Here is a 21006-nt window from a genome sequence, read left to right as displayed (position 1 = left end):
CCCTATTTTTCAGTAAACTTCAGCTCGATGCGACGGTTGCGCGCGCGCGCTTCGTCAGTGTCATCGGTGTCCACCGGCTGGTATTGTCCGAATCCATTGGCCGAAAGCCGATCAGGCGGAATACCCAGAAAATTCGCCATATATTTCACAACCGACAGCGCCCGCGCCTGACTAAGCTCCCAGTTATCGGCAAATTCCCCGAAACCGGACAGCGGCTCATTGTCCGTATGCCCATCCACGCGAATAACCCAGTCGATTTCGTCCGGGATATCGGCAGCCACGTTGCGCAGGATATCCGCAACTTTCGCGATCTCGCGCGTACCTTCGCCGGACAGCTCAGCGCCACCCGGCGGGAACAGAACTTCGGAGCTAAAGACAAAGCGGTCCCCTTCAATCCGGACGCCTTCCTGCGCGCCCAGAACGCTCCGCAAACGGCCAAAGAACTCGGACCGGTATTGTTCAAGGTTCTTTGTCTCCTCCTCAAGGCGCGCGCGCTCTGCGGCCTCAAGCTCGGCTCGGCGCCTCTCTTCTGCGGCGACCCGCGCCAATGCGGTGTTCAACTGGCTACCCAGTGATTGAAGCTCGACCTCTCGTGCAGTGTCCTCTGCGATTGCAGTATCCAGCAGCCCTTGAAGGTTGCTTAGCTGCGCGCGCAAGGCAGCGACCTGCTGGTTCAACAGTTCTGTCTGGCGTTGCGCAGCGGCTGAAGTTTCCTGCTCCTGCGCGAGCTGCGCCTCGGCTTGGGCCAGCAGTGCTGCGCGCCGCTCCGCTTCACTTTGGGTGTCAGAGACCGCCCCTTGCGCAGCTAGCTTTGCCGCTAAGGCTGCTGCCAGCCGCGTACGCAAATCTTCAATCTGTGTGCCGGTTTCGGCCTCAGTTGTTCCAAGCTGCGATTCCAGCGCGGCAATTCGCGCCTGCGCCTCTTGCAGGCTCACTTCAAGCGCTGTCTGCGTATCTTCTGCATCACCCAAAGCGGCGGTCAGTCGCAGGTCCAGCTCCTCTTCGGCTGCCCGCGCAGCGGCCAACAACGTCAGTGTCTCTTCCGCCCGCTTGCGCTGCGCCTCAAGCGAGAGCGTCATCGCAGTCAGCTCCGTGTCTGCATTCTCCAACCGCTTGCGCAAGGCCTCTGCGGCGGCAGCTTCAGCCAGCTTTTCCGCTTCCTGCGCGCTGAGTGCTTCTTGGGCCGCAGTCACCTCGGAGCTGAGTGCAGCCACCTCGTTTTGTGCATCAGCATTGCGGGCGCGCAGATCGGCCATCAACGCCTCAAGCGCTTCTCGGCGCGCGGCAGCCAATCGCGCGGCTTCTTCCTGTGCATCTACTTCTGAACGGCTTGCCGCAAGGGCAAGGTTCAGCGCCTCCTGCTCACTCAGCAAAGTAGCCTCACGGGCTTCCAGCTCTGACACTTGCCCAAGAGCTGTATCGCGGTCCGAAATCAGGGCCGCCACTTGCGCCTCGAAACTGGTCAGGCGCGTTTGGGCATTGCTCAACGCCTCCGCTTGTGCAGCACGTTCTGACTGCAAGCTGGCAATAAGCGTGTCTTGCTGCGCCGCCCGCGTTTGCGCGTCCGTCAAAGAAGACCGCAACGCCCCCACACGCGCCTCCAGATCAGTATTGGATCGTCGTTCAAGCCCGAGTGCTTGCGCCAGCGCTGCTACCTCGGAGGATAGTTCGTCCAGTTCGGTTTCCTGACCGGAGATCTGCTCTGTAAGTACAAACTGCACCACCATAAAGATCGTCAACACGAACATCAGCACCAGCAAAAGGCCGGTCATCGCGTCTACAAATCCGGGCCAGATAGACGCCTGAAACCGCGCGCCGGTGCGTCGCGACAGCGCCATGGCTAGCGGTCTCCGTCGTCGGGTTTAATCGGCTCGCGCATGCGGCGCGGTTCGGTGCTGCTGCGCGGGGAAGACAAGGCTTTCGTCAGATAGGACAGCTCTTGGCGCAAGTCCGCCATGGTTTCCTGCCGACCCGCCGAAATTTCTTCAAGGATACGCAGCATTTGAACATCGATCGAGCGTAGCCGCATCCGGCTTTCAGCGTCAGGTCCGTGGGATTCCGGCGCCGCATCAGGCCGACTCTCCAGTGCGGCAATCATCCGTTCCTGACCATCCGCAATCCGGTCAAGTGCATCCGAAGATCCGCCCTGATCACCCAACTGCACGGCCATTCGTTCAATCGCCGTGGCCAGACTGCCCAACTGCAATTCGACCTCAGCACGGCCCGCTTCGGAGCGGCTGAACATGTCTTGCATGCTTTCCATTTGCTCGGCCATGTGGTCGACCATACCCGCCATGATGGCTTGTTCCGGCGAACTATCATCCCCTGATGCAAACCCGACCCGCGTGATCGAGCTGAGCCAGTCTTCAAGTTCTTGGTAAAAGCGGTTTTGCCCGTGACCCGCAAAAAGCTCTAGCAAGCCAACAATAAGCGAGCCTGCAAGTCCTAGCAGCGATGACGCAAAAGCCACCCCCATACCGGCAAGTTGCGATTCAAGACCTGTCATCAAGCGGCTGAACACATCAGTGCTCGACTCACCGGCCTGCGGTGCAAGGCTGCGGATGGTGTCCACGATCGCAGGGACTGTTGTCGCCAGACCATAGAAAGTACCCAGAAGGCCCAGGAAAATCAGTGTATTGACGATGTAACGCGTGATCTCGCGTGCTTCATCTATACGGGTTGCGACAGAATCAAGGATCGAGCGGGTTGAAGATGCGCTCACTTGCATGCGCGGACCACGTGTGCGCAACAAGGCAGCCAACGGCGCCAACATTTGCGGCGGCGCGTCGCTGGGCGTATCGTTGTCAGAGGCGAAATTCTCGATCCACCTGACTGAGCCGATCAGTTGCAATACCTGATAAAAGCAGGCCACAACGCCGATCAGGAAGACGAACAGGATAAATCCGTTCAGATAGGGGTTCGCCTGAAACACCGGCAGCACCCGCGGCAGCGCCACGAAGATGCCAAACCCTGACAGGCCAAGAACCAGCAACATCAGAGTGATCTGACGCACAGGCTGAGAGAATTGCGGTTTTGCCTCGCGGTCTGGTTGCGCCATGCGCCCCTGCTCCTGACCTTATTGTTTGTCCCTACAGCTTAGCCTGAAATTCTATCAAACCAAAGGGTTTATACCGCGATCTCACGGACCCTTGTTGCCAGCCACTCCAGCGCCGGGTCGTGCAAACCGACAGACATCAGATGCTCTGCCGTATTGTAGAGGTATTCGGTATTTGGACCACGTCCGCCGATAGCGCGGGCAATGATCTGTGCCTGTTCTTCTAGCGCAAGATCACCGCAGTACTGCTCGTGTGTTTCATCAATCACATAGACCACTGCGATCACTTCGCGCCCGTCCACCAGTTGCACCGTCAACTCTTTTTCCACATAAGCCGAAGAGATAAGTTCACGTTCCCGCAGGTAGGTCAGTGTTTGATCCTCCAGCCCCGCTGTCACCTCAAGGGCCACCCCCTCGCAGGCTTTGCCTAGCTGCTGGTCAAGTGCCAGCACAAGGCCTGGCGCCTCTTCTGTTCCGCGATGATGGATCGAGCGCATACAGAATGAGCGGGCATAATCGGGCAAAGTCCCGATGACGCTTTGCGCGACCTCGAACCCTGGATTCCAAAGCAGACTGCCATAGCCGAATACCCACATACTCATCTGGTTCTCCTGTGTTGAGGCAGGTAAACCCCATCAAGGCGTCGATGAAAAGGGGGCATGTCCCATGTTACGCAGAGCAGCAAAAATCCTTATCCCTATCGCTGTAATATGGAGCGGTTGGTGGTACATCGCGACCTCGGGCATGCAAACCAGCCTGAACGCTTGGTTCGATGCGCGCCGCACCGAAGGTTGGCAGGCGCAAACAGGTGATATGTCACGGGCGGGTTTTCCCCTGCGGATAGCAATGGTCATGTCAGACGTCACTCTGGACGATCCCGAAACCCAAGCCGCCCTTCACGTGCCTCTGCTCACGCTCTCAACGCCCATCTACTGGCCCGGCCACGCGACTTTGCGGTTAGGCGATGTGCCTGCAACCTTATCAACTCCGCAGGCTGAGCTGACTTTCGACTCACAAGGGACTGTTGCCGCACTTCGGTTGCAGCCGGGCCCTGCCTTGCAGCTTGATTCCCTACACGGGTCGAGCAGCGCAGTCGCAATTACACTCGATTCCGCTGATATGCTGCGCATTGACACATTGCGCGCCGACGTTCAGCAAACAGCAGATATTCAGACGTATGACATTGATCTTGATGCCGTCGGTTTTACGCCGGGCATGTTGATGCGTGACGCCCTGCGCCTGCCAGATAGCTGGCCAGAGCGATTTGATACACTTGTTGCCAATATGACTGTCAGTTTTGATCGCCCGTGGGATCGCAGCGCACTGGAAGATAGCAGGCCACAACCAACTGCAATCAAGGTCGATCAAGTTGATATCATCTGGGCTGATCTGAACGTATCTCTCACCGCAGACTTACAAGTAGCCGCAGGTGGCATTGCCTCTGGCACTCTTAAATTAAAAGCGAAGAATTGGCGCCAGATGCTTGATCTTGCCAGCACAAGCGGTGCGCTATCCGCGCGAATCCGGCCACAGATCGAAAGCGGTCTGACGCTACTGTCGGGTCTTTCGGGCAGCCGTGACAGTCTGGATATGGAAATTACGATTGATCAAGGCCGGATGCGTATGGGGTTCATCTCGTTGGGCACAGCACCCCGCCTCATACTTCGTTAACGGCAGTAACTTCCCGACCGGTAGCGCGCCGTGTCAAAGTGGAAGTGATCAAGGTGAAACCGGTTTGCCTTTGGCCCAAGCACCGTGCCGAATGGTCCGCACGCTTCGGCGTGCATGCGACGGAGCGCTTTGCCGCTACTACCCGAGGTCCAGTTGCGCAACACTGTAATCTCGCTTCCGTTGGCCAAACGGAAACCCGATATGTCGATCGCGCGGCCCTTGCCATGTTCGGATATCTTACCGGTTTTAGAGTTGTTGCGTCGACGGCAGGCATAGTGCGCAGCGACTGTGATTTCACGCAGACCGCCGCCTTTGCCTGAAAGCGCAGGTATGGCGCTGCCATCTACCCATGTCTTTAGCGCGCGAGCTGTGCCGCAGTCCATCGTGGATTTCATGCTCAACCGCACACCAGATATTGACGAAACGCTTACTGCGTCGTCCAAACCACAGCCTGAAACTCGGCCAGGCACGCGCCCGACTGCCGCGCCTTGAATGGCCGGATCGCCACAGACCGCCCCTGCAGCCAGCGCCTTTTGCTTGCGCCGCAGTTCTTGCGCTGCCTTGGGTGAGCGGAACACAGGGCGCAAGGATTTAAAAAAGCCGCCCTGCTTATTCTCTTGGGCTGAGCGGTCAATCGTGTCATCAGCGGAGAAGTTGCTTGCGGCACTTTGCGGGCGCGCTTCGGGCCGTGCCGAACTATCCGGCCCCGCACAAGACACCGTCGCCATCACACACAGCAAGACCGCAAGCCTGTTCATGTTTTGCGGCCGGGGCTTCGACCAAAATCGGGCGCGTCCGTGTCTTGGCCAGCTTCGATGATCCCGCGCCGGATGGCGCGTGTGCGGGTGAAATAGTCGAACAGGTGATCACCATCGCCCTGCCGGATCGCACGCTGGAGCGCAAAAAGCTCTTCAGTGAACCGGCCCAGAATTTCAAGCGTAGCCTCTTTATTGGTTAAGAACACATCGCGCCACATGGTGGGATCCGAAGCGGCAATACGGGTGAAATCCCGGAAACCAGCCGCTGAATATTTGATCACTTCGCCATCGGTCACACGGCGCAGATCATCTGCTACGCCAACCATCGTGTAAGCGATCAGGTGTGGCGCATGGGACGTGACAGCCAGAACCAGATCATGATGATCGGCGTCCATTTCCTCGACGTTGGCGCCCAGCCCTTCCCAAAAGCTGCGCAAGCGTGCGATGGCCTCTGGGTCACTGCCTTCGGGCGGGACCAATAGGCACCAACGGTTATCAAACAGCTCTGCAAAACCTGAACGCGGACCGGAATGTTCGGTCCCTGCCAACGGGTGACCTGCAATAAAATGCACGCCGTCAGGCAGATGGGGCATCACGTTATTAATCACGTCCCCTTTAACCGAACCCACGTCAGTGACGGTTGCACCGGGTTTAAGGCTACCTGCGATCTGCTCCATAACCTTGCCCATGACACCCACTGGCACGCAAAGCACAACCAGATCGGCGTCGCGCACCGCGTCATGGATATCGTCGTAGACCACATCACACAGCCCGATTTCACGCGCAACTTCACGTGTCTCGGCAGAGCGGGCAAAGCCGGTGACTTCTTTCGCCAATCCAGCCCGTTTCATTGCCCAGAACATGGACGACGCAATTAGCCCAAGGCCAACCAAGGCCACGCGGTCATACATTTGTGGCATTGGTCAGGCTTCCTTGAATTGACGCACAGCATGGACCACGCGGCGGCATCCACTTTCATCACCTACCGTGATGCGTAGACAGGCAGGCAGGTTATACCCCCCAACACGGCGCACAATAAGCCCCTGAGATTGCAAATGCAGGTCGCACGCTTCGGCTTCGCTTTGTGAGGCAAACCGCGCAAGGATGAAATTCGCCATCGACACGTCGGACGGCACGCCGATCTCGGCCAAGGCATCCGCCATCCAGACACGCCAACGCGCATTTTCAGCGCGGCAGTGATCCACATAGGCCACATCACGTACAGCCGCCTCAGCCGCCGCGAGGGCCGAGTTGCTGACGTTGAAAGGACCACGTACACGGCTTAGCACGTCAATAACGTGAGCGGGACCATATCCCCAGCCAACGCGCAAACCACCCAACCCGTAGATCTTGGAGAAAGTCCGCGTCATCACCACATTCTGCCGCGCATCAACCAGTGCGGCGCCGCCATCGTAGCCTTCAACATATTCGGCATACGCACCGTCCAGCACCAACAGCGCTTGCGCAGGCAGGTTGTCGGCCAAGCGCATAATATCGCCCTGCCCGATCATCGTGCCTGTCGGGTTGTTGGGGTTGGCAAGAAAGACCAGTCGCGTTTTTTCTGTGCAGGCCGCCAAAATCGCATCGACGTCCGTGACCCGCTCATGCTCCTTCACCTCAACAGGTGTCGCACCTGCGGCCAGCGCCGAAATCCGGTACATGGCGAAACCATGTTCTGTGTGAATAACTTCGGTGTCCGGCCCTGCATAAGCCTGACACAGAAACGTAATGATCTCGTCCGATCCGGCACCGCAAATGATCCGCGCAGGATCTATCGCATAGACCTCTCCGATGGCCGCACGCAGCTCGGCATGGTCAGAGCTTGGATAACGGTGCAGCTCGCGCCCTGCACGTTCGTATGCCTTCAGCGCGGCAGGAGACGGACCAAAAGGGTTTTCGTTCGAGCTGAGCTTGAGCGCGTTATCCTGCCCCGCCACATGCGATGCCCCCCCCTGATAGAGAGAGATATCCATGATGCCGGGTTGGGGCGTGATCATTTGTGTCATAACAGGACTCTTTAATTGTTGCGGCCCTTTTAACCGTTCAGCCCTCCGGCAACCAGACGCGATTTGCACCCGCGCGATTCTGCCGCTCCATCATGACCACCAGCAAAAGAAAGCGCCCCGCCGGAAATCCGGCAGGGCGCTTAAAATTTCGTAACCTGTGGTGGCGAAGATTAGTTCTTCGCGTAGAATTCCACGACGAGGTTTGGTTCCATTACGACAGGGTAAGGAACATCGCCCAGCGTAGGTGTGCGCACGAATGTCGCTGTCATTTTGGAGTGATCCGCATCGATGTAGTCTGGCACATCGCGCTCGGCCAGCTGTGTGGCTTCGATCAGTGCAACCATCTGCTTGGAACGGTCACGCACTTCGATCACGTCGCCCTCTTTTACACGGTAGGAAGGGATGTTCACGAGCTTGCCGTTCACGCGCACGTGGCGGTGGTTCACAAACTGGCGTGCAGCAAAGACTGTTGCAACGAACTTGGCGCGGTAGATAACCGCGTCAAGGCGACGCTCCAGCAGACCGATCAGGTTTTCACCTGTATCGCCTTTTACACGCTCGGCTTCGCCATAGATGCGACGGAACTGCTTTTCGGTCAGGTCGCCGTAGTAGCCTTTAAGCTTCTGCTTGGCGCGCAGCTGGATACCGAAATCGGAAATCTTGCCCTTACGGCGCTGACCATGCTGGCCGGGGCCATATTCACGACGGTTTACTGGTGACTTTGGACGGCCCCAGATGTTTTCGCCCATACGGCGGTCAATTTTGTGCTTGGCAGCGGTGCGTTTAGTCACGGCTGTTCTCCTTATAAGGCCCGAATGGGCGGTAAAGGGCGTTGTCCTTTGAGTTTGCACTCCGACAGGGTTTCCTTTGCAGGATCCACCAACACCAACGAAGTCGCGCTTATACGGAGGAACGAAGGGGAGTCAATGCGCAACCGGAAGCAACGCGTCTTCTTTAACTCAGTCAGTGCGGCGCTTTTGCGCCAAACCCGTCACAAGAGTGCGGTAGTTATCCAGATAAGCCTGCCGCGAATAGCGCTCAAGCCCAACGGTTGTGCCCTGCTGGTACTGCGCGGGTTGCCGCAAGATCCTGCGCATGGCATCCGCAATCTGCGGTATGTCACCTCGCGCGACAAGCTCTCCGTTAACGCCCGGTTTGACCATTTCCCGCGGACCATAATTCACGTCATAGGTCAGCACCGGACAACCTTTGGACAGCGCCTCAAGGATAGAAAGGCCAAAACCTTCGGTCGTGGTCGGATACACCGAAGCAATCGCATTCTGAAACACGTCTAGGGGGTTATCAGTATAACCTGCCAACTTAACCCTGTCGCCACAGCCCAATGCCGTGATCTGTGCTTCAAGCTTCTGCTGCCCAGCACCAAGACCGTAGATAAGATAATCAACCTGCGGGAACTCATCTTTGATCTGGCAGAATGCCGAAATGCATTCATCAATCGGCTTGCCCACCAGCTCCAACCGCGACACCGTCACGAGATGTTCACGCGCACCGCCGTCCGCACGGTCCGTTTCGCAAACATGCGGCACGACATGCACATCCGCTGATGGGATAACATCCTCCTCGATCTGCGCCTTATGTACGTTGGTCGACGTAACGATTGCTTCTCCCTGAAAGTTCTCGATCAGGAATTTCGACCGTGGCACGATACCGCCTTCGGGCCCCCGGTGATCGGCATGCAGGAATAACGCACGCTTTGCTTGCGTTGCAGGCGATAGATACGCGGACGTCACACCATCGAAAAACATCACTGCGTCCTGAAAGTCAGCCATTTCAAACAGGTTACGCACGAATACGCGCGACGTACGACAAAATTGGCCTGTAATCAGGTTTTTCCCGATCTCGAATTTGCGATCTCTGGTTTTGAGCCAGCGTATAGGAATAGCGTTCACAAAATCCGTCGTCTCAACTGTCCCGTCCAACTTACGCTGCACCATTTGGTGAACGGCACCATCAATCAATGTGTAAAGCATGGCACCCAAAGGATGTTCAACGGTACGTTTCGTAACACTGCCAATCGCCGTTTGTTTGGATTTATCCACCATCACAGCGACACCGTCACGATAGTAAACTGTTTTGCTTGGCTTCACCTCAATCTCATCTGGTTCAGGAAAGTCCGAAAAGGGAGCAGTGCCCGCGGCCAGAGCTGCGTCGTAGCAAGCCTGCGGCAAGGTCAACAGACGCACGCGGGGTACCAGCGTACCATTCGATTGCAGCTCGGCGAAGTTGAGCTTTTGTCGTGGACTATGGTCGAGGTCCAACAGAACGGGGTCAAACTCCTCCATTTCGGCCAAGGCGTTGAGGCGATGGTAGACCGCCTTTACCTTGCCACCACCACCAAGGCCGATACGTTCAAATATGCTAATGACCTGCGTCATACCGATCAGGAAGCGGCAATTGCTTGGCCGCTACCTGACAGATGCGCTGCATGATTTATCTGTTCGACCAGAACATCATATCGCGCGCGCGTACCGTCACTCAGGAACGGAAACCATTTAGACAAGATTACCTCTGTTTCTTCACTGCTTGCAGGAACATGGCTATTGCGGATGTGGGGCATCGCCATGCTGATCGGCTCAGAGTCGTGGCCGTCGATCTTGATCGAGATATAGCCCATGCCGGAATTATCCACGATCGCAGGAAAGCGTTTGTGAAGCGCGTTATGGCCAAAGGAAAAAATCGTTCGCTCGCCGTGCACGCGAATGGCCGTGCCCATGCTGTTGAAGGGCAGATTGGCCTTATAGATCACCATGTCGGCGTCATCTGCATAATTGGTAATGACCAGCCCGTTTGAGCGTGAATAGCTGATTGGCAGCCTGTCACCGAGGCGGGTCATAAACATCCGCAATTCCTGCACATAATCGCGTGACAAACAATCATCGTCGTCAATGCGAAACTGCACCAGCGGATGACCCGCTTGGGCATTCAGTTCTGACAGCCTTGGCCAAATCGCCTCATGGACCGTCACCTCGGAAGAGACCAAAAGCTCAAGATGGGCGTCTTGGGCACAAATTGCGCGGAGCCGGTCCAGATAAACCTGCGGCATGATATCGGAGGTTAGGATTAAACAGACAAAGTTACTGTCAGACTGCCCCCGGAGCGACGGCAGCAGAAAGTTCTCGAACAGGTAAAACCGCAACGCCATACGCGCTGGGGTATAAAGGCTCATCGCGTTTTCGTTGCGCATCTTCTTAATCTGCTCGGGCGTCTTGGCCGCGCGCGAAAGCCGCCAGTCGCCTTTGCCGCAAAACGAAAACCGGCAAATGCCGATGGCCGGCTCAAGTAGATAGCTCACTGTAACATTCTCCTCTGAACACCGCCTGTTTTGCGCACACTTATATAGTCACGCGCGGTTTCATCGATGTCCAGCCGCTAAGGGTGCGATGCGGTATGCGCGTCAGCACCTACAACTTACTGTGCACCTGCTCGCGCCAGCCATCTATCCGTGACTATATCGGGTGACTATAGAACAGCCTATCGGCGGGTTTCGCTGTTTCCAATTGGCACCTATTCTCTGGGATCAGCGCGCCAGTTTAGTCACCGCAGCATGGCGCGGGCATCCGGTTATATGATCGTTGACCAGCCCGCATGCTTCCATCCATGCGTAAACGATTGTCGGACCGCAAAATTTGAATCCGGCCTTTTTGAGGTCTTTTGAAACCTGTTCGGACAGAGATGTTTTTGGCGGCACTTCCGCCTGAACAGAAAATTGATTCTGCAAAGGCACGCCGCCGACATACCTCCACATGAAATTGGCAAAGCCCTGTTCCGCTTCTATGCGCTGCCATGCCTGCGCGTTGGTGATGGCAGCTTCGATTTTGCCTCGATGCCGAATGATGCCAGCATTGCCCAGAAGGCGCTGCACATCCGCGTCTCCCCACTTTGCAATCACGTGCGGGTCGAAACCTTCGAAAGCCTCTCGAAAAGCGTCTCTCTTTTTAAGAATTGTGATCCAGCTTAAACCAGCCTGAAAGCCGTCAAGGATAAGCTTTTCCCACAATGCGCGACTGTCATATTCCGGAACGCCCCATTCTGTATCGTGATAGTCGATGTATATCTGTTCGGGTCCTGCCCATGCGCAGCGTGTCATGTCTGGTCGCCCCCGTATTGGATACATTTGGTGCAAAATTGACCGTTTAACACCTTATTAGCGGGGCGGGTGCAATGTCCACCTACCCGCCGGGCTTGCGCCGGCCTGCAGCAAAGGACCTTCCCCGTGAAAGGCATTCACAAACGCAAAATGGCTGACATCCCGCCTGGCGGCGAAAGCCCGCTGGACTTCGCGATGGTGCAACAGGCCCAAGGTACTCTCGAGATGGTGAAAGAGGCCATTGCACATAATCAAACTCTGCTGGCCTTCCAGCCGGTGATGCGCAGCAGTGCGCAAGCGCAGGTCGGATTTTACGAGGGCTTGATCAGGGTGCTGGACGCCACAGGCAGGGTGATTCCAGCCGGCGCCTTTATGGACAAGATTGAAGACACAGAAACCGGCCGCGAAATTGATGTACTGGCCTTGCGCCACGGCCTCACCACGCTCCAGAAAAATCCGGGGCTGCGTCTGTCGATCAACATGTCGGCCCGGTCTATCGGTTTCAGGCCCTGGATGAATTGCCTGAACCGCTTCATCAATGAGTCTCCGGGATTGGGAGAACGGCTAATTCTTGAAATCACGGAAAGCTCGGCAATGATGGTGCCAGAATTGGTGATCGATTTCATGCATCGCTTGCAGTCCAAGGGTATCTGCTTTGCGATGGATCGTTTTGGAGCGGGAAAAATGACGATCCGTTACTTCAGGGACTTCGATTTTGACATCGTAAAAATTGACGGCCAGTTCATTCGCGGCATCGCACAGAGCCCTGACAATCAGGCACTTACCCGCGCTTTGATGGGCATTGCGCATGAATTCGAAATGGTCACCGTTGCGGAATCCGTGGAAACAGAAGCCGATGCAGCGCTGGCTGTCCAAATCGGCATTGATTGCCTTCAGGGGTACTACTTCGCAGCCCCCACAACCCGCCCCGACTGGACACGCAAAGAAGGGTCGCGCGAAAGCGCCTGACACGGATACGCGGCAGACTTCTTGCCGCGCGGGGTCCTGTGCGGTATCCAAAGGCACAAGGTAAAGGCAAGGCATCGCAACCTATCGCCACCGCTCCTTTACCAGCGTCATATTGAGAGGACCGCATTCCATGACAAACGTCGTTATCGCCTCGGCTGCCCGTACAGCAGTTGGCAGCTTTATGGGCTCTTTTGCCAACACTCCTGCGCACGATCTGGGCGCAGCAATGCTAAAGGAAATTGTCGCACGCGCTGGCATTGATGCCGCCGAAGTCTCGGAGACAATCCTCGGACAAGTTCTGACAGCTGCCCAAGGCCAGAACCCTGCGCGTCAGGCCCATGTTAATGCCGGCCTACCAATCGAATCCGCCGCGTGGTCGATCAATCAGGTTTGCGGCTCCGGCCTGCGCGCCGTGGCGCTGGCTGCACAGCATATCCAGCTGGGCGATGCCGATATCGTTGCCGCAGGCGGCCAAGAGAACATGACAATGTCACCCCATGCCCAAGCCATTCGCGCGGGTCAAAAGATGGGCGACATGAAGTTCATCGACACAATGATCAAAGACGGGCTGTGGGATGCCTTCAACGGCTACCACATGGGCCAGACAGCTGAAAACGTCGCAGCGAAATGGCAGATCACCCGCGACCAGCAGGACGAATTCGCCGTCGCCTCGCAGAACAAGGCTGAAGCCGCCCAAAAAGACGGCCGCTTCAAGGATGAGATTTTCGCCTACACGGTCCCGGGCCGCAAAGGGGATACCATTGTAGACGCCGACGAATATATCCGCCACGGCGCCACCATGGATGCCATGGCAAAACTGCGCCCCGCTTTCACCAAGGATGGTTCCGTAACCGCCGCCAACGCGTCTGGCCTGAATGACGGTGCCGCAGGCGCGCTGCTAATGAGCGCGGACAACGCAGAAAAGCGCGGCATTGAACCACTCGCACGTATCGCGTCCTACGCTACGGTTGGCCTCGACCCGTCGATCATGGGCGCAGGCCCCATCTATGCATCCCGCAAGGCGCTTGAGAAAGCAGGCTGGAAACCGGAAGATCTGGATCTGGTCGAAGCTAATGAAGCATTCGCGGCACAGGCATGTGCGGTCAACAAGGACATGGGCTGGGATCCGGCGATTGTGAACGTCAACGGCGGCGCGATCGCAATTGGTCACCCCATCGGCGCATCCGGTGCCCGCATCCTGAACACCCTCCTGTTCGAGATGAAGCGCCGCGGCGCCAAAAAAGGTCTCGCCACACTGTGCATTGGTGGCGGTATGGGTGTTGCTATGTGCCTCGAACGGCCCTAAAACGATCCGGCGCGCAATTTTATTGCGCGCCACCACAAACCGAAGCAACAACATTACCACACGGATTTCATCGGGAGAATCACAATGTCGCGTGTCGCACTAGTAACAGGAGGCAGCCGCGGGATCGGCGCTGCCATTTCCAAAGAGCTGAAATCAAAAGGCTATACCGTTGCCGCCACATATGCAGGCAACGATGAGGCAGCAGCAGCATTCACCGCCGAAACAGGTATTAAAACCTATAAATGGAACGTGGCTGACTACGAAAGCTCAAAAGACGGCATTGCGAAGGTCGAAGCGGAACTGGGCCCGATTGAGGTCGTCGTCGCCAACGCAGGCATCACGCGTGATGCGCCCTTCCACAAGATGACACCAGAACAGTGGCATGAAGTGATCGACACGAACCTTACCGGCGTGTTTAACACCATCCACCCGATCTGGCCCGGCATGCGCGAGCGCAAGTTTGGCCGCATTGTAGTGATCTCTTCGATTAACGGTCAGAAGGGTCAGTTCGCTCAGGTAAACTATGCAGCGACCAAAGCCGGCGATCTGGGCATTGTAAAATCGCTCGCTCAGGAAGGTGCGCGCGCTAACATCACAGCGAACGCGATCTGCCCGGGCTACATCGCGACCGAAATGGTTATGGCTGTTCCCGAGAAGGTGCGCGACAGCATCGTCGCGCAAATCCCGACCGGTCGCCTTGGCGAGCCCGAAGAAATCGCACGCGCCGTGTCCTTCCTTGTGTCGGACGATGCGGGCTTTATCAACGGGTCAACGATTTCCGCAAATGGCGGGCAGTTCTTCGTCTAACGGCAAGTTCTGTGACGGAGCAAAAAATGCGGGGCCGGAGGAGTGATCCACCGGCCCCGTCTTATTCCGTAAGTCAGCGTGCACGCCACCAGCGGAAAATCCTTAGCGACGCAGTGGGCTGCGAAGCCATGCAAAAAAATCTGCCATCATGCGGCCGCGTGCAGCATGAGCGTTGAACATTGCGTTGCGCGCAGCGGGGTTTGTTGTGGCTTCAAACATATCTCGTCTCCTGTCTGTGATCCGCGTTGGACCAATGCATCTTTCTTGAACTCAATATGAGGCCCGCCAACACAACTGACAAACGAGACTTTCCAATGCCTCAGTTAAGTTATACTTAACTGAGGCATGTCTAATCGCCTGCCTCCCCTTACCGCGCTGCGTGCCTTTGATGCCGCCGCACGGCATATGTCTTTTGCGAAAGCAGCAGCTGAGCTGAACGTCACGCCAGCCGCATTGTCATTTCAGATAAAGTCTCTTGAAGAACATCTTGGTGCTCCGCTTTTCCGACGACTGAACCGCGCGGTCGAGTTGACGGAGGCCGGAACCGCCCTATCGCTAGGGGCCGCTGAAGGTTTTCAAACTCTTGCTACAGCATGGAGGGCAGCGCAGCGTACACAGGACACGCAAACGCTTACCGTCACCGCAGGCCCCGCTTTCACTGCAAAATGGCTGGCTCCGCGCTTATACGAGTTTGCCCAAGCTCATCCCGAGGTCGAGCTACGATTTGCCGCCTCACTTAATCGGATGGACCTGATGCGAGATAACGTGGATGTGGCTATCCGCTTTGGCACCAATCCGGCACCAGAGCTTTACGACCTGCCACTGGCTGAGGAATGGGTCATGCCGGTGATGACTCCGGCGCTTGCTGCTAAATATCCGACTGTCGAAAGTTTGCATCACGCACCGATCATCTTTGACGATTCGATTAACTTTCTGGATTCAGCGGTTGGATGGGCGGCTTGGTTTACGGCAATGGGCGCACCTTTTTCACCAACCTTGGGGCCAAGATTTTCACAGGCTGACCATGCTATCGATGCCGCCCTCGCAGGTGTCGGCGTGGTGCTAGGAAGGCGCGCGCTGGTGGTAAAGGATTTGGACGAAGGAAGGCTTGTCGCGCCTTTTCCCACCGCGCTTTCCACGGGGGCAAGGTTCAGTTTTTTGTGCCTGAAAGGTATGGAGAACCGCCCCCAGATCGCGGTCTTCCGAGACTGGATTCTGGAAGAAATTGAAAAAACTGCTCATATCACCCGCAGCTTGACCATATTGGATGCCTCCGACTCATGAGGCATTCACATGATTACTGGCAATCAAATTTTATTGGCTTTCTCAATCACCTCTTGCCGCTTCCGAACAAATCGGACTGCCAAATGCCACTTTCTTCGCGGCAGCACATCGAAGCATTCAAAGTGCGGGTCTACGCCGACTTTGAGCCGTGATCGGTGAAACTGGCTGCGCGCTGGATTACAGCGCGCAGCCAGTCATTAAAGTGAATGATTAACTGGACAAGCGGCTGATTTCTTCTTTCAGGCGCATCTTTTGTTTCTTCATGTCGGCCACTTTCAGGCCATCTATTCCGGGTGCACGCTGTGCGACTTCGATAGCCTCACTCATGTCACGGTGCTTCTTCATCAACGTCTCGAGATGTGCGTGAACGGTCATACTTCCTCCAGTTGTTAAAAGTGCAAATTCAGTGAAGCATGATCTCATTTCGAAGTCACGCCGCCCTGCAGCATAACATGCGAGGTGGTAAACAATTCCTTAATGGAGCTTAAAAAGCCAGCGCAGCCCCTTTGCGCAAAGCGTTTCGCACTTCTGGCGTATACTGATCACCGTCGCGATGGCGGTCGCCGCGATGCAGAATGAGGGGTGCATGCAGGCGGAAATCCGCACGCCCTGACTTGCGCGCACGTAAAATCACCCGCTCTGCCGCACGTCCTTCGCGCGCCGCTAACGGTAACACCTCAATACTGCCCATGTCAGCTGGCAAAGCAGCCAGCAAATCCGGAAGACGTTCTGCCCTGTGAATCACGTGCATCTGACCCTTCGGCACCAATCGCTTTGCCGCCGTGGTTATCCAGACCTGAAGCGGAGTCTGCTCCCCCAAGGCGGCTTCGCGTGCAGGATCACTGGCAGCGACAGATGCGCCGCGGCGCCAATACGGAGGGTTGGCGAGTACGTGGTCAAATTGTCGCTGTCGCAAAGACAACGGCAGCGCGGAAATATCTGCGGTGACTACTTCCAGCGCGGCCCCGCCGTTACGTGCGGCAAGCGCCGCGTAGCTGTGCTCACGCTCCACCCCCGTCAGCACCAGCCCCGGAACGCGCGCGCCCAGACACAACACAGCGGCCCCCACGCCACACCCCAATTCCAACACGCTTTGCCCCGAAACCGCAGGTATTGTGGCTGCAAGCAGAACGGGGTCCACACCCGCACGGTATTCCTGCGTTGGCTGCCACAGGTGCACCAACCCGCCCAGAAAGGCGTCACATGTCAGATTGTCGTCGCTCACAGGCCCAACGGTATCTCGTTGTCGCGCATCACCCGCAGGGCTCTGTCATGATCATCACGGCGCACCATCAGTCGGCGCGGGAATATCCCGATGCCTCCTTCGAGGATGCTCATATTTACGTCCATCTGAAAGCAGTCTATATCCTCGCCTTGCAATAGGGCTGAGGCAAAGGCGATGATCGTAGGATCGGTGCTGCGCAGGAGTTCTTTCATAGTAGTGATGTAATCTGGGGGCCCTCCCCTTGTCGAGCGCTAGGATGCGGGAAAAATATGAGCACCGGGACAATCCAGAAACCCCACGAACGTCTTGCCGAAGCTTTGGCAGGAGACATGGCAGCCGTGAGTACGCTCATTCGCGAACGTATGGCCTCAGAGCACGCGCCACGCATTCCTGAAGTGACGGCGCATCTGGTTGAAGCAGGCGGCAAACGTCTGCGCCCAATGCTGACGCTGGCTGCCGCACGCCTGTGCGGCTATCAGGGCCCCTACCATATTCATCTGGCCACCACTGTCGAATTCATTCACACCGCCACGTTGCTGCACGATGATGTCGTGGACGAAAGCGCGCAGAGACGCGGACGCCCGACGGCGAACCTGTTGTGGGACAACCAGTCTTCGGTGCTCGTAGGTGATTATTTGTTTGCCCGCAGCTTTCAGCTGATGACTGAACCCGGTTCGATGCGGGTCATGAAAATACTGTCAAATGCCGCTGCCACAATCGCCGAAGGCGAAGTCCTGCAACTGACGGCGGCGCAGAACCTCAAAACGGACGAGAGCGTCTATCTACAAGTTGTGCGCGGCAAAACTGCTGCACTTTTCTCCGCGGCGACCGAAGTTGGCGGCGTGATTGCCGACGCCCCTGAAGCCACGGTAAAAGCGCTGTTTGACTATGGCGATGCTCTGGGAATAGCGTTCCAGATCGTTGATGACCTGCTCGATTATCAAGGTGACAGTGCGGCAACTGGCAAAAACATCGGTGACGATTTCCGCGAACGCAAGCTGACGCTGCCCGTTATCAAGGCCGTCGCACGTGCAGATACCGAAGAACGCGCCTTTTGGGTCCGGACCATCGAACGCGGCAAGCAGGAAGAAGGCGATCTGGACCACGCACTGGCCCTGCTGAACAAGCACGGTACGCTTGCAGCAACGCAGGCAGATGCACTTGAATGGGCCGCAAAGGCCAAAGCAGCCCTTGCCCCCCTACCCCAGCATGACATCAAGGACATGCTGACAGATATCGCAGATTACGTGGTCGCGCGCATTACCTAAGCACCTTGCCAGAGGCGACCCACCAATTTGGGTTTGCCTTTACAATTTCCGCGGCATGCTTAGCTGCGCCCGATTGATACAGTCCAAAGCACGTAGCACCTGATCCGGACATACGCGCAAGAAGCGCACCGTCCAACGCCTCAAGTACCTGGCTGATTTCCGGCGCTATTTCACGTGCAGGCGGTTCCAGGTCATTGCGTTGTGCTTGCAGCCAGTGACAAAGCTCTTCAGCCGTTTCGAAATCAGGCAAGTTGTCAGGCATTGGGGCATTCTGCTTTGACTGCAATCCGGCAAAAACCGGTCCAGTCGGCAGAACAGTTCCGGAGTTCACCAACACGATTTCCAACTCAGGCAAAGGCGTCAGCGGCTCCAGCATTTCGCCAATCCCGCGCATCCGCTGTGGCGTCATATCGAGGCAGACCGGCACATCAGCGCCAAGCACCAAAGCACGCTCCGCCCCGCCAAACATGCGCAACACTGCAGCAGCATCAGAAGACCCTCCCCCGATACCCGCGCCATGCGGCAAGTTTTTCTCAAGGCGGATGTGACCTGTCCATCCGGCCAGCTCGGCTGCCTGCCAGATCAGGTTGCGGGTATCCGACGGCACGCCTTGGGCGAACGGCCCTGTGACAGTGATCCGCATCTGCGGGCCTTCCTCGAACCACAGCCGATCTGCCACATCTGCGAAGACCACCAAACTGTCCAACAGATGGTATCCGTCAGTACGTTGCCCCGTGACGTGGAGCGACAGGTTGATCTTGGCCGGCGCAATCGCCTCAGTTGTCATGAGCGACCTTCAACGGGTCAGCACCTTCTTCTTGCAGAACCGCATCAAGCCCGACTTCAAGCTTCCGGCGAATGCGGTCGGGTTCGGCTTCAGTATCACTCGACGCGAATTCGATGAAGGAAAGCGCACGTTTCCATTGGAACTGCGCTTCGCGCTTGCGCCCTACGGCCCAATATACATCGCCCAAATGGTCATTTACGACGGGATCAACAGCCTCCAGCTCAACCGCACGCTCCATCTGCACCACCGCTTCGTCATAACGACCAAGGCGATAGTAAACCCACCCAAGGCTGTCGACGATGTAGCCGCTGTTCGGGCTGGCTGCGACCGCGCGTTCGATCATATCCAGCGCTTCGTCCAGTTTTCGCTGCTCCTCCACAAGCGAATAACCAAGATAGTTCAGCACCTGCGGCTGATCGGGATTGATGGCAAGCGCCGCGCGGAAGTCATCTTCGGCGGCCTCTTCGTTCCCGTCTTGCGAATGGGCAATACCGCGTGAAAAGTACAAGAACCAGGCACGGTTATCGCCCTCGCCCGTCAAATCAAGGGCTTTGGTGTAAGCGACTATCGCAGCCTGATCCTCATCCTGAGCGCGCAGAATGTCACCCAATGTGGAATGAACGACTGCCAGATCACCGTGGCTGCGCGTCAGTTGTTCAAGTACCTCGATCGCTTGATCGGCCTTCCCCAAACGGCGCAGGGCGGCGGCACGGCCCAATTCAGCCACGTGAAAAGCCGGATCTTTGTCATCCACGCTGCGGTACTCGGCGATGGCCAACGGATGTTGCCCTAGCGCTTCCAGCAGATCGGCTGTCAGCAACACGGCATCCACATGCTCGGGGCGCAAATACCGTGCGATCCGCGCATAGAGCAGTGTGTAATAGTCGTTTGCTTGCTCAGCCCGAAGCAAGGCTGCGAAAGTATAAAACACCTCCGCAAGTCCGGCGCGCGCGGTGGGTGCCTGACTAAATGGAAGCGTCTCACCGGCGGTCAGTTTGTCGATAATTGTATCAAGCTCGGAATCAGTCGCGCCACTGAATGCGTCGGTGATGGCTTTTACAGCATCGTCATTGCGCCCCAGTTGGGACAGGATTTCCACCCGCGCAATAACGCCGCGACGGGTCCGAGCTGCGGCACCCGGCGCATCCTGTTCGAACAACGCTTCGGCTGCTTCGTAATTGCCAACGGTCCCATAGGCCAACGCCTTGTGGTACATGACTATGCCGCGCATCCCCGCATCTGTCGAAATGGAATCAAACTGGGCCATGGCAGCATCCACATCGTCCGATCCGATCAACGCCCAAGCCTTCACCAGCCCGTCCACCCACGGGCTAATACCATCGGTCTGGATTTCTTGCGCCGCAAGCTCGGCATAGCTGCCGTCATCCACCAACCCTGCGGTAATCACCATCCGCGCCGCCTGTGATCGTTGTCCGGTGGTTTCGATCGCTTTTGCCAGCGGCAATGCACGTTCAATGTTGCCCAAGGCCAAATAGGCCAACGTGGCACTATCCATGAGCTCTACGTTTTCAGGGTCACGCGCCAGAGCTGCGGCGTAATATTGCGCCGCTACCGCATAATCATTGCTGCCAGCAGCGCTGCGGCCCGCCAGATAGGATCCGGCCAGAGACTCTGCCGTAAGCGGCGCAGGTGCCCCAAGAGAAAGCGTCAGCCCAAGGGCCGCGATGCTTACAGATGTCAGAAATTTTTGCATGTGCTGTGCCTCGTTCTTTTGGCAAGCACGCTAGCATGTTTGCGCGTC

General features: G+C 56.8%; 21 protein-coding genes. 6 read left to right on the top strand and 15 right to left on the bottom strand.

The window, feature by feature from the left end:
- Positions 1-2: 2 nt before the first annotated feature.
- The 3 genes from K3757_RS03795 to K3757_RS03785 form a co-directional block, all read right to left on the bottom strand.
- Entirely contained in the window at positions 3-1838 is a 1836-nt protein-coding gene (locus K3757_RS03795) for a peptidoglycan -binding protein (RefSeq protein WP_259999544.1), read from the bottom strand.
- A gap of 2 nt (positions 1839-1840) precedes the next feature.
- The gene (locus tag K3757_RS03790; RefSeq protein WP_259999542.1) at positions 1841-3058 is read right to left on the bottom strand and encodes a biopolymer transporter ExbB; all 1218 of its coding nucleotides are present in this window, start codon (positions 3056-3058) and stop codon (positions 1841-1843) included.
- Positions 3059-3126: 68 nt separating this feature from the next.
- Complete coding sequence (locus tag K3757_RS03785) at positions 3127-3657, bottom strand: gamma-glutamylcyclotransferase (protein WP_259999540.1); 531 nt, start codon at positions 3655-3657, stop codon at positions 3127-3129.
- 64 nt (positions 3658-3721) lie between these two features.
- Here K3757_RS03785 and K3757_RS03780 point away from each other — a divergent pair, with 64 nt between their 5' ends.
- Positions 3722-4726, top strand: coding sequence for a DUF2125 domain-containing protein (locus K3757_RS03780; protein WP_259999538.1), 1005 nt, complete (start codon positions 3722-3724; stop codon positions 4724-4726).
- Here K3757_RS03780 and K3757_RS03775 read toward each other — a convergent pair.
- From K3757_RS03775 to K3757_RS03745, 7 genes are all read right to left on the bottom strand, one after another.
- Positions 4723-5484, bottom strand: coding sequence for an extensin family protein (locus tag K3757_RS03775; protein ID WP_259999536.1), 762 nt, complete (start codon positions 5482-5484; stop codon positions 4723-4725). The two genes, K3757_RS03780 and K3757_RS03775, sit on opposite strands and share 4 nt — an antisense overlap.
- Positions 5481-6404, bottom strand: a complete 924-nt coding sequence (locus K3757_RS03770; RefSeq protein WP_259999534.1) for a prephenate/arogenate dehydrogenase family protein — start codon at positions 6402-6404, stop codon at positions 5481-5483. The genes K3757_RS03775 and K3757_RS03770 overlap by 4 nt, the downstream gene beginning before the upstream one ends.
- 3 nt (positions 6405-6407) lie before the next feature.
- A complete protein-coding gene (gene hisC / locus K3757_RS03765) occupies positions 6408-7490 on the bottom strand; it encodes a histidinol-phosphate transaminase (protein ID WP_259999532.1) in 1083 nt (360 codons plus the stop codon).
- Positions 7491-7660: 170 nt separating this feature from the next.
- The gene (gene rpsD, locus K3757_RS03760; protein ID WP_259999530.1) at positions 7661-8281 is read right to left on the bottom strand and encodes a 30S ribosomal protein S4; all 621 of its coding nucleotides are present in this window, start codon (positions 8279-8281) and stop codon (positions 7661-7663) included.
- Between the two features lie 168 nt (positions 8282-8449).
- The gene (locus tag K3757_RS03755; protein ID WP_259999528.1) at positions 8450-9886 is read right to left on the bottom strand and encodes a glycosyltransferase; all 1437 of its coding nucleotides are present in this window, start codon (positions 9884-9886) and stop codon (positions 8450-8452) included.
- 5 nt (positions 9887-9891) lie between these two features.
- On the bottom strand, positions 9892-10803 hold the full coding sequence (locus K3757_RS03750) for a putative rhamnosyl transferase (RefSeq protein WP_259999526.1): 912 nt from the start codon (positions 10801-10803) through the stop codon (positions 9892-9894).
- Between the two features lie 225 nt (positions 10804-11028).
- The gene (locus K3757_RS03745) at positions 11029-11598 is read right to left on the bottom strand and encodes a DNA-3-methyladenine glycosylase I (RefSeq protein ID WP_259999524.1); all 570 of its coding nucleotides are present in this window, start codon (positions 11596-11598) and stop codon (positions 11029-11031) included.
- Between the two features lie 126 nt (positions 11599-11724).
- Here K3757_RS03745 and K3757_RS03740 point away from each other — a divergent pair, with 126 nt between their 5' ends.
- The 4 genes from K3757_RS03740 (at position 11725) to K3757_RS03725 (ending at position 15964) form a co-directional block, all read left to right on the top strand.
- The gene (locus K3757_RS03740; protein WP_259999522.1) at positions 11725-12567 is read left to right on the top strand and encodes an EAL domain-containing protein; all 843 of its coding nucleotides are present in this window, start codon (positions 11725-11727) and stop codon (positions 12565-12567) included.
- Positions 12568-12697: 130 nt separating this feature from the next.
- Positions 12698-13873 carry an acetyl-CoA C-acetyltransferase gene (locus K3757_RS03735; protein ID WP_259999520.1) on the top strand — a complete coding sequence of 392 codons (1176 nt, stop codon included), beginning with the start codon at positions 12698-12700 and terminating at the stop codon, positions 13871-13873.
- An 84-nt stretch (positions 13874-13957) separates the two neighbouring features.
- Complete coding sequence (gene phbB / locus K3757_RS03730) at positions 13958-14680, top strand: acetoacetyl-CoA reductase (RefSeq protein WP_259999519.1); 723 nt, start codon at positions 13958-13960, stop codon at positions 14678-14680.
- A 345-nt stretch (positions 14681-15025) separates the two neighbouring features.
- Entirely contained in the window at positions 15026-15964 is a 939-nt protein-coding gene (locus tag K3757_RS03725; protein WP_259999518.1) for a transcriptional regulator GcvA, read from the top strand.
- 210 nt (positions 15965-16174) lie between these two features.
- On the opposite strand, the gene K3757_RS03720 is transcribed toward K3757_RS03725, so the two are convergent.
- The 3 genes from K3757_RS03720 to K3757_RS03710 all read right to left on the bottom strand — a co-directional run bounded on the left by K3757_RS03720 (position 16175) and on the right by K3757_RS03710 (position 17401).
- A complete protein-coding gene (locus K3757_RS03720; RefSeq protein ID WP_259999517.1) occupies positions 16175-16339 on the bottom strand; it encodes a YdcH family protein in 165 nt (54 codons plus the stop codon).
- A 109-nt stretch (positions 16340-16448) separates the two neighbouring features.
- The gene (locus tag K3757_RS03715) at positions 16449-17189 is read right to left on the bottom strand and encodes a tRNA1(Val) (adenine(37)-N6)-methyltransferase (protein ID WP_259999515.1); all 741 of its coding nucleotides are present in this window, start codon (positions 17187-17189) and stop codon (positions 16449-16451) included.
- On the bottom strand, positions 17186-17401 hold the full coding sequence (locus K3757_RS03710) for a DUF2007 domain-containing protein (protein ID WP_259999513.1): 216 nt from the start codon (positions 17399-17401) through the stop codon (positions 17186-17188). Before K3757_RS03710 ends, K3757_RS03715 begins: the two co-directional genes overlap by 4 nt.
- 57 nt (positions 17402-17458) lie before the next feature.
- Here K3757_RS03710 and K3757_RS03705 point away from each other — a divergent pair, with 57 nt between their 5' ends.
- Positions 17459-18457, top strand: a complete 999-nt coding sequence (locus tag K3757_RS03705; protein ID WP_259999511.1) for a polyprenyl synthetase family protein — start codon at positions 17459-17461, stop codon at positions 18455-18457.
- Here the strand turns inward: K3757_RS03705 and K3757_RS03700 are convergent.
- Together K3757_RS03700 and K3757_RS03695 are read right to left on the bottom strand one after the other, a co-directional pair.
- Complete coding sequence (locus K3757_RS03700; RefSeq protein ID WP_259999509.1) at positions 18450-19244, bottom strand: 4-(cytidine 5'-diphospho)-2-C-methyl-D-erythritol kinase; 795 nt, start codon at positions 19242-19244, stop codon at positions 18450-18452. The two genes, K3757_RS03705 and K3757_RS03700, sit on opposite strands and share 8 nt — an antisense overlap.
- A complete protein-coding gene (locus tag K3757_RS03695) occupies positions 19234-20958 on the bottom strand; it encodes a tetratricopeptide repeat protein (RefSeq protein ID WP_259999507.1) in 1725 nt (574 codons plus the stop codon). The genes K3757_RS03700 and K3757_RS03695 overlap by 11 nt, the downstream gene beginning before the upstream one ends.
- Positions 20959-21006: the final 48 nt, after the last annotated feature.

The sequence above is a fragment of the Sulfitobacter sp. S223 genome, from assembly GCF_025143825.1.
Taxonomy (GTDB): Bacteria; Pseudomonadota; Alphaproteobacteria; order Rhodobacterales; family Rhodobacteraceae; genus Sulfitobacter.
This window is presented reverse-complemented; position numbering and strand designations above follow the sequence as displayed.

Excerpts from the sequence above, each read along its gene's own strand:
- K3757_RS03795 (WP_259999544.1), bottom strand. The coding sequence starts at position 1,838 with ATGGCGCTGTCGCGACGCACCGGCGCGCGGTTTCAGGCGTCTATCTGG.
- K3757_RS03790 (WP_259999542.1), bottom strand. The coding sequence starts at position 3,058 with ATGGCGCAACCAGACCGCGAGGCAAAACCGCAATTCTCTCAGCCTGTG.
- K3757_RS03785 (WP_259999540.1), bottom strand. The coding sequence starts at position 3,657 with ATGAGTATGTGGGTATTCGGCTATGGCAGTCTGCTTTGGAATCCAGGG.
- K3757_RS03780 (WP_259999538.1), top strand. The coding sequence starts at position 3,722 with ATGTTACGCAGAGCAGCAAAAATCCTTATCCCTATCGCTGTAATATGG.
- K3757_RS03775 (WP_259999536.1), bottom strand. The coding sequence starts at position 5,484 with ATGAACAGGCTTGCGGTCTTGCTGTGTGTGATGGCGACGGTGTCTTGT.
- K3757_RS03770 (WP_259999534.1), bottom strand. The coding sequence starts at position 6,404 with ATGCCACAAATGTATGACCGCGTGGCCTTGGTTGGCCTTGGGCTAATT.
- hisC (WP_259999532.1), bottom strand. The coding sequence starts at position 7,490 with ATGACACAAATGATCACGCCCCAACCCGGCATCATGGATATCTCTCTC.
- K3757_RS03755 (WP_259999528.1), bottom strand. The coding sequence starts at position 9,886 with ATGACGCAGGTCATTAGCATATTTGAACGTATCGGCCTTGGTGGTGGT.
- K3757_RS03745 (WP_259999524.1), bottom strand. The coding sequence starts at position 11,598 with ATGACACGCTGCGCATGGGCAGGACCCGAACAGATATACATCGACTAT.
- K3757_RS03735 (WP_259999520.1), top strand. The coding sequence starts at position 12,698 with ATGACAAACGTCGTTATCGCCTCGGCTGCCCGTACAGCAGTTGGCAGC.
- phbB (WP_259999519.1), top strand. The coding sequence starts at position 13,958 with ATGTCGCGTGTCGCACTAGTAACAGGAGGCAGCCGCGGGATCGGCGCT.
- K3757_RS03725 (WP_259999518.1), top strand. The coding sequence starts at position 15,026 with ATGTCTAATCGCCTGCCTCCCCTTACCGCGCTGCGTGCCTTTGATGCC.
- K3757_RS03720 (WP_259999517.1), bottom strand. The coding sequence starts at position 16,339 with ATGACCGTTCACGCACATCTCGAGACGTTGATGAAGAAGCACCGTGAC.
- K3757_RS03710 (WP_259999513.1), bottom strand. The coding sequence starts at position 17,401 with ATGAAAGAACTCCTGCGCAGCACCGATCCTACGATCATCGCCTTTGCC.
- K3757_RS03705 (WP_259999511.1), top strand. The coding sequence starts at position 17,459 with ATGAGCACCGGGACAATCCAGAAACCCCACGAACGTCTTGCCGAAGCT.
- K3757_RS03700 (WP_259999509.1), bottom strand. The coding sequence starts at position 19,244 with ATGACAACTGAGGCGATTGCGCCGGCCAAGATCAACCTGTCGCTCCAC.
- K3757_RS03695 (WP_259999507.1), bottom strand. The coding sequence starts at position 20,958 with ATGCAAAAATTTCTGACATCTGTAAGCATCGCGGCCCTTGGGCTGACG.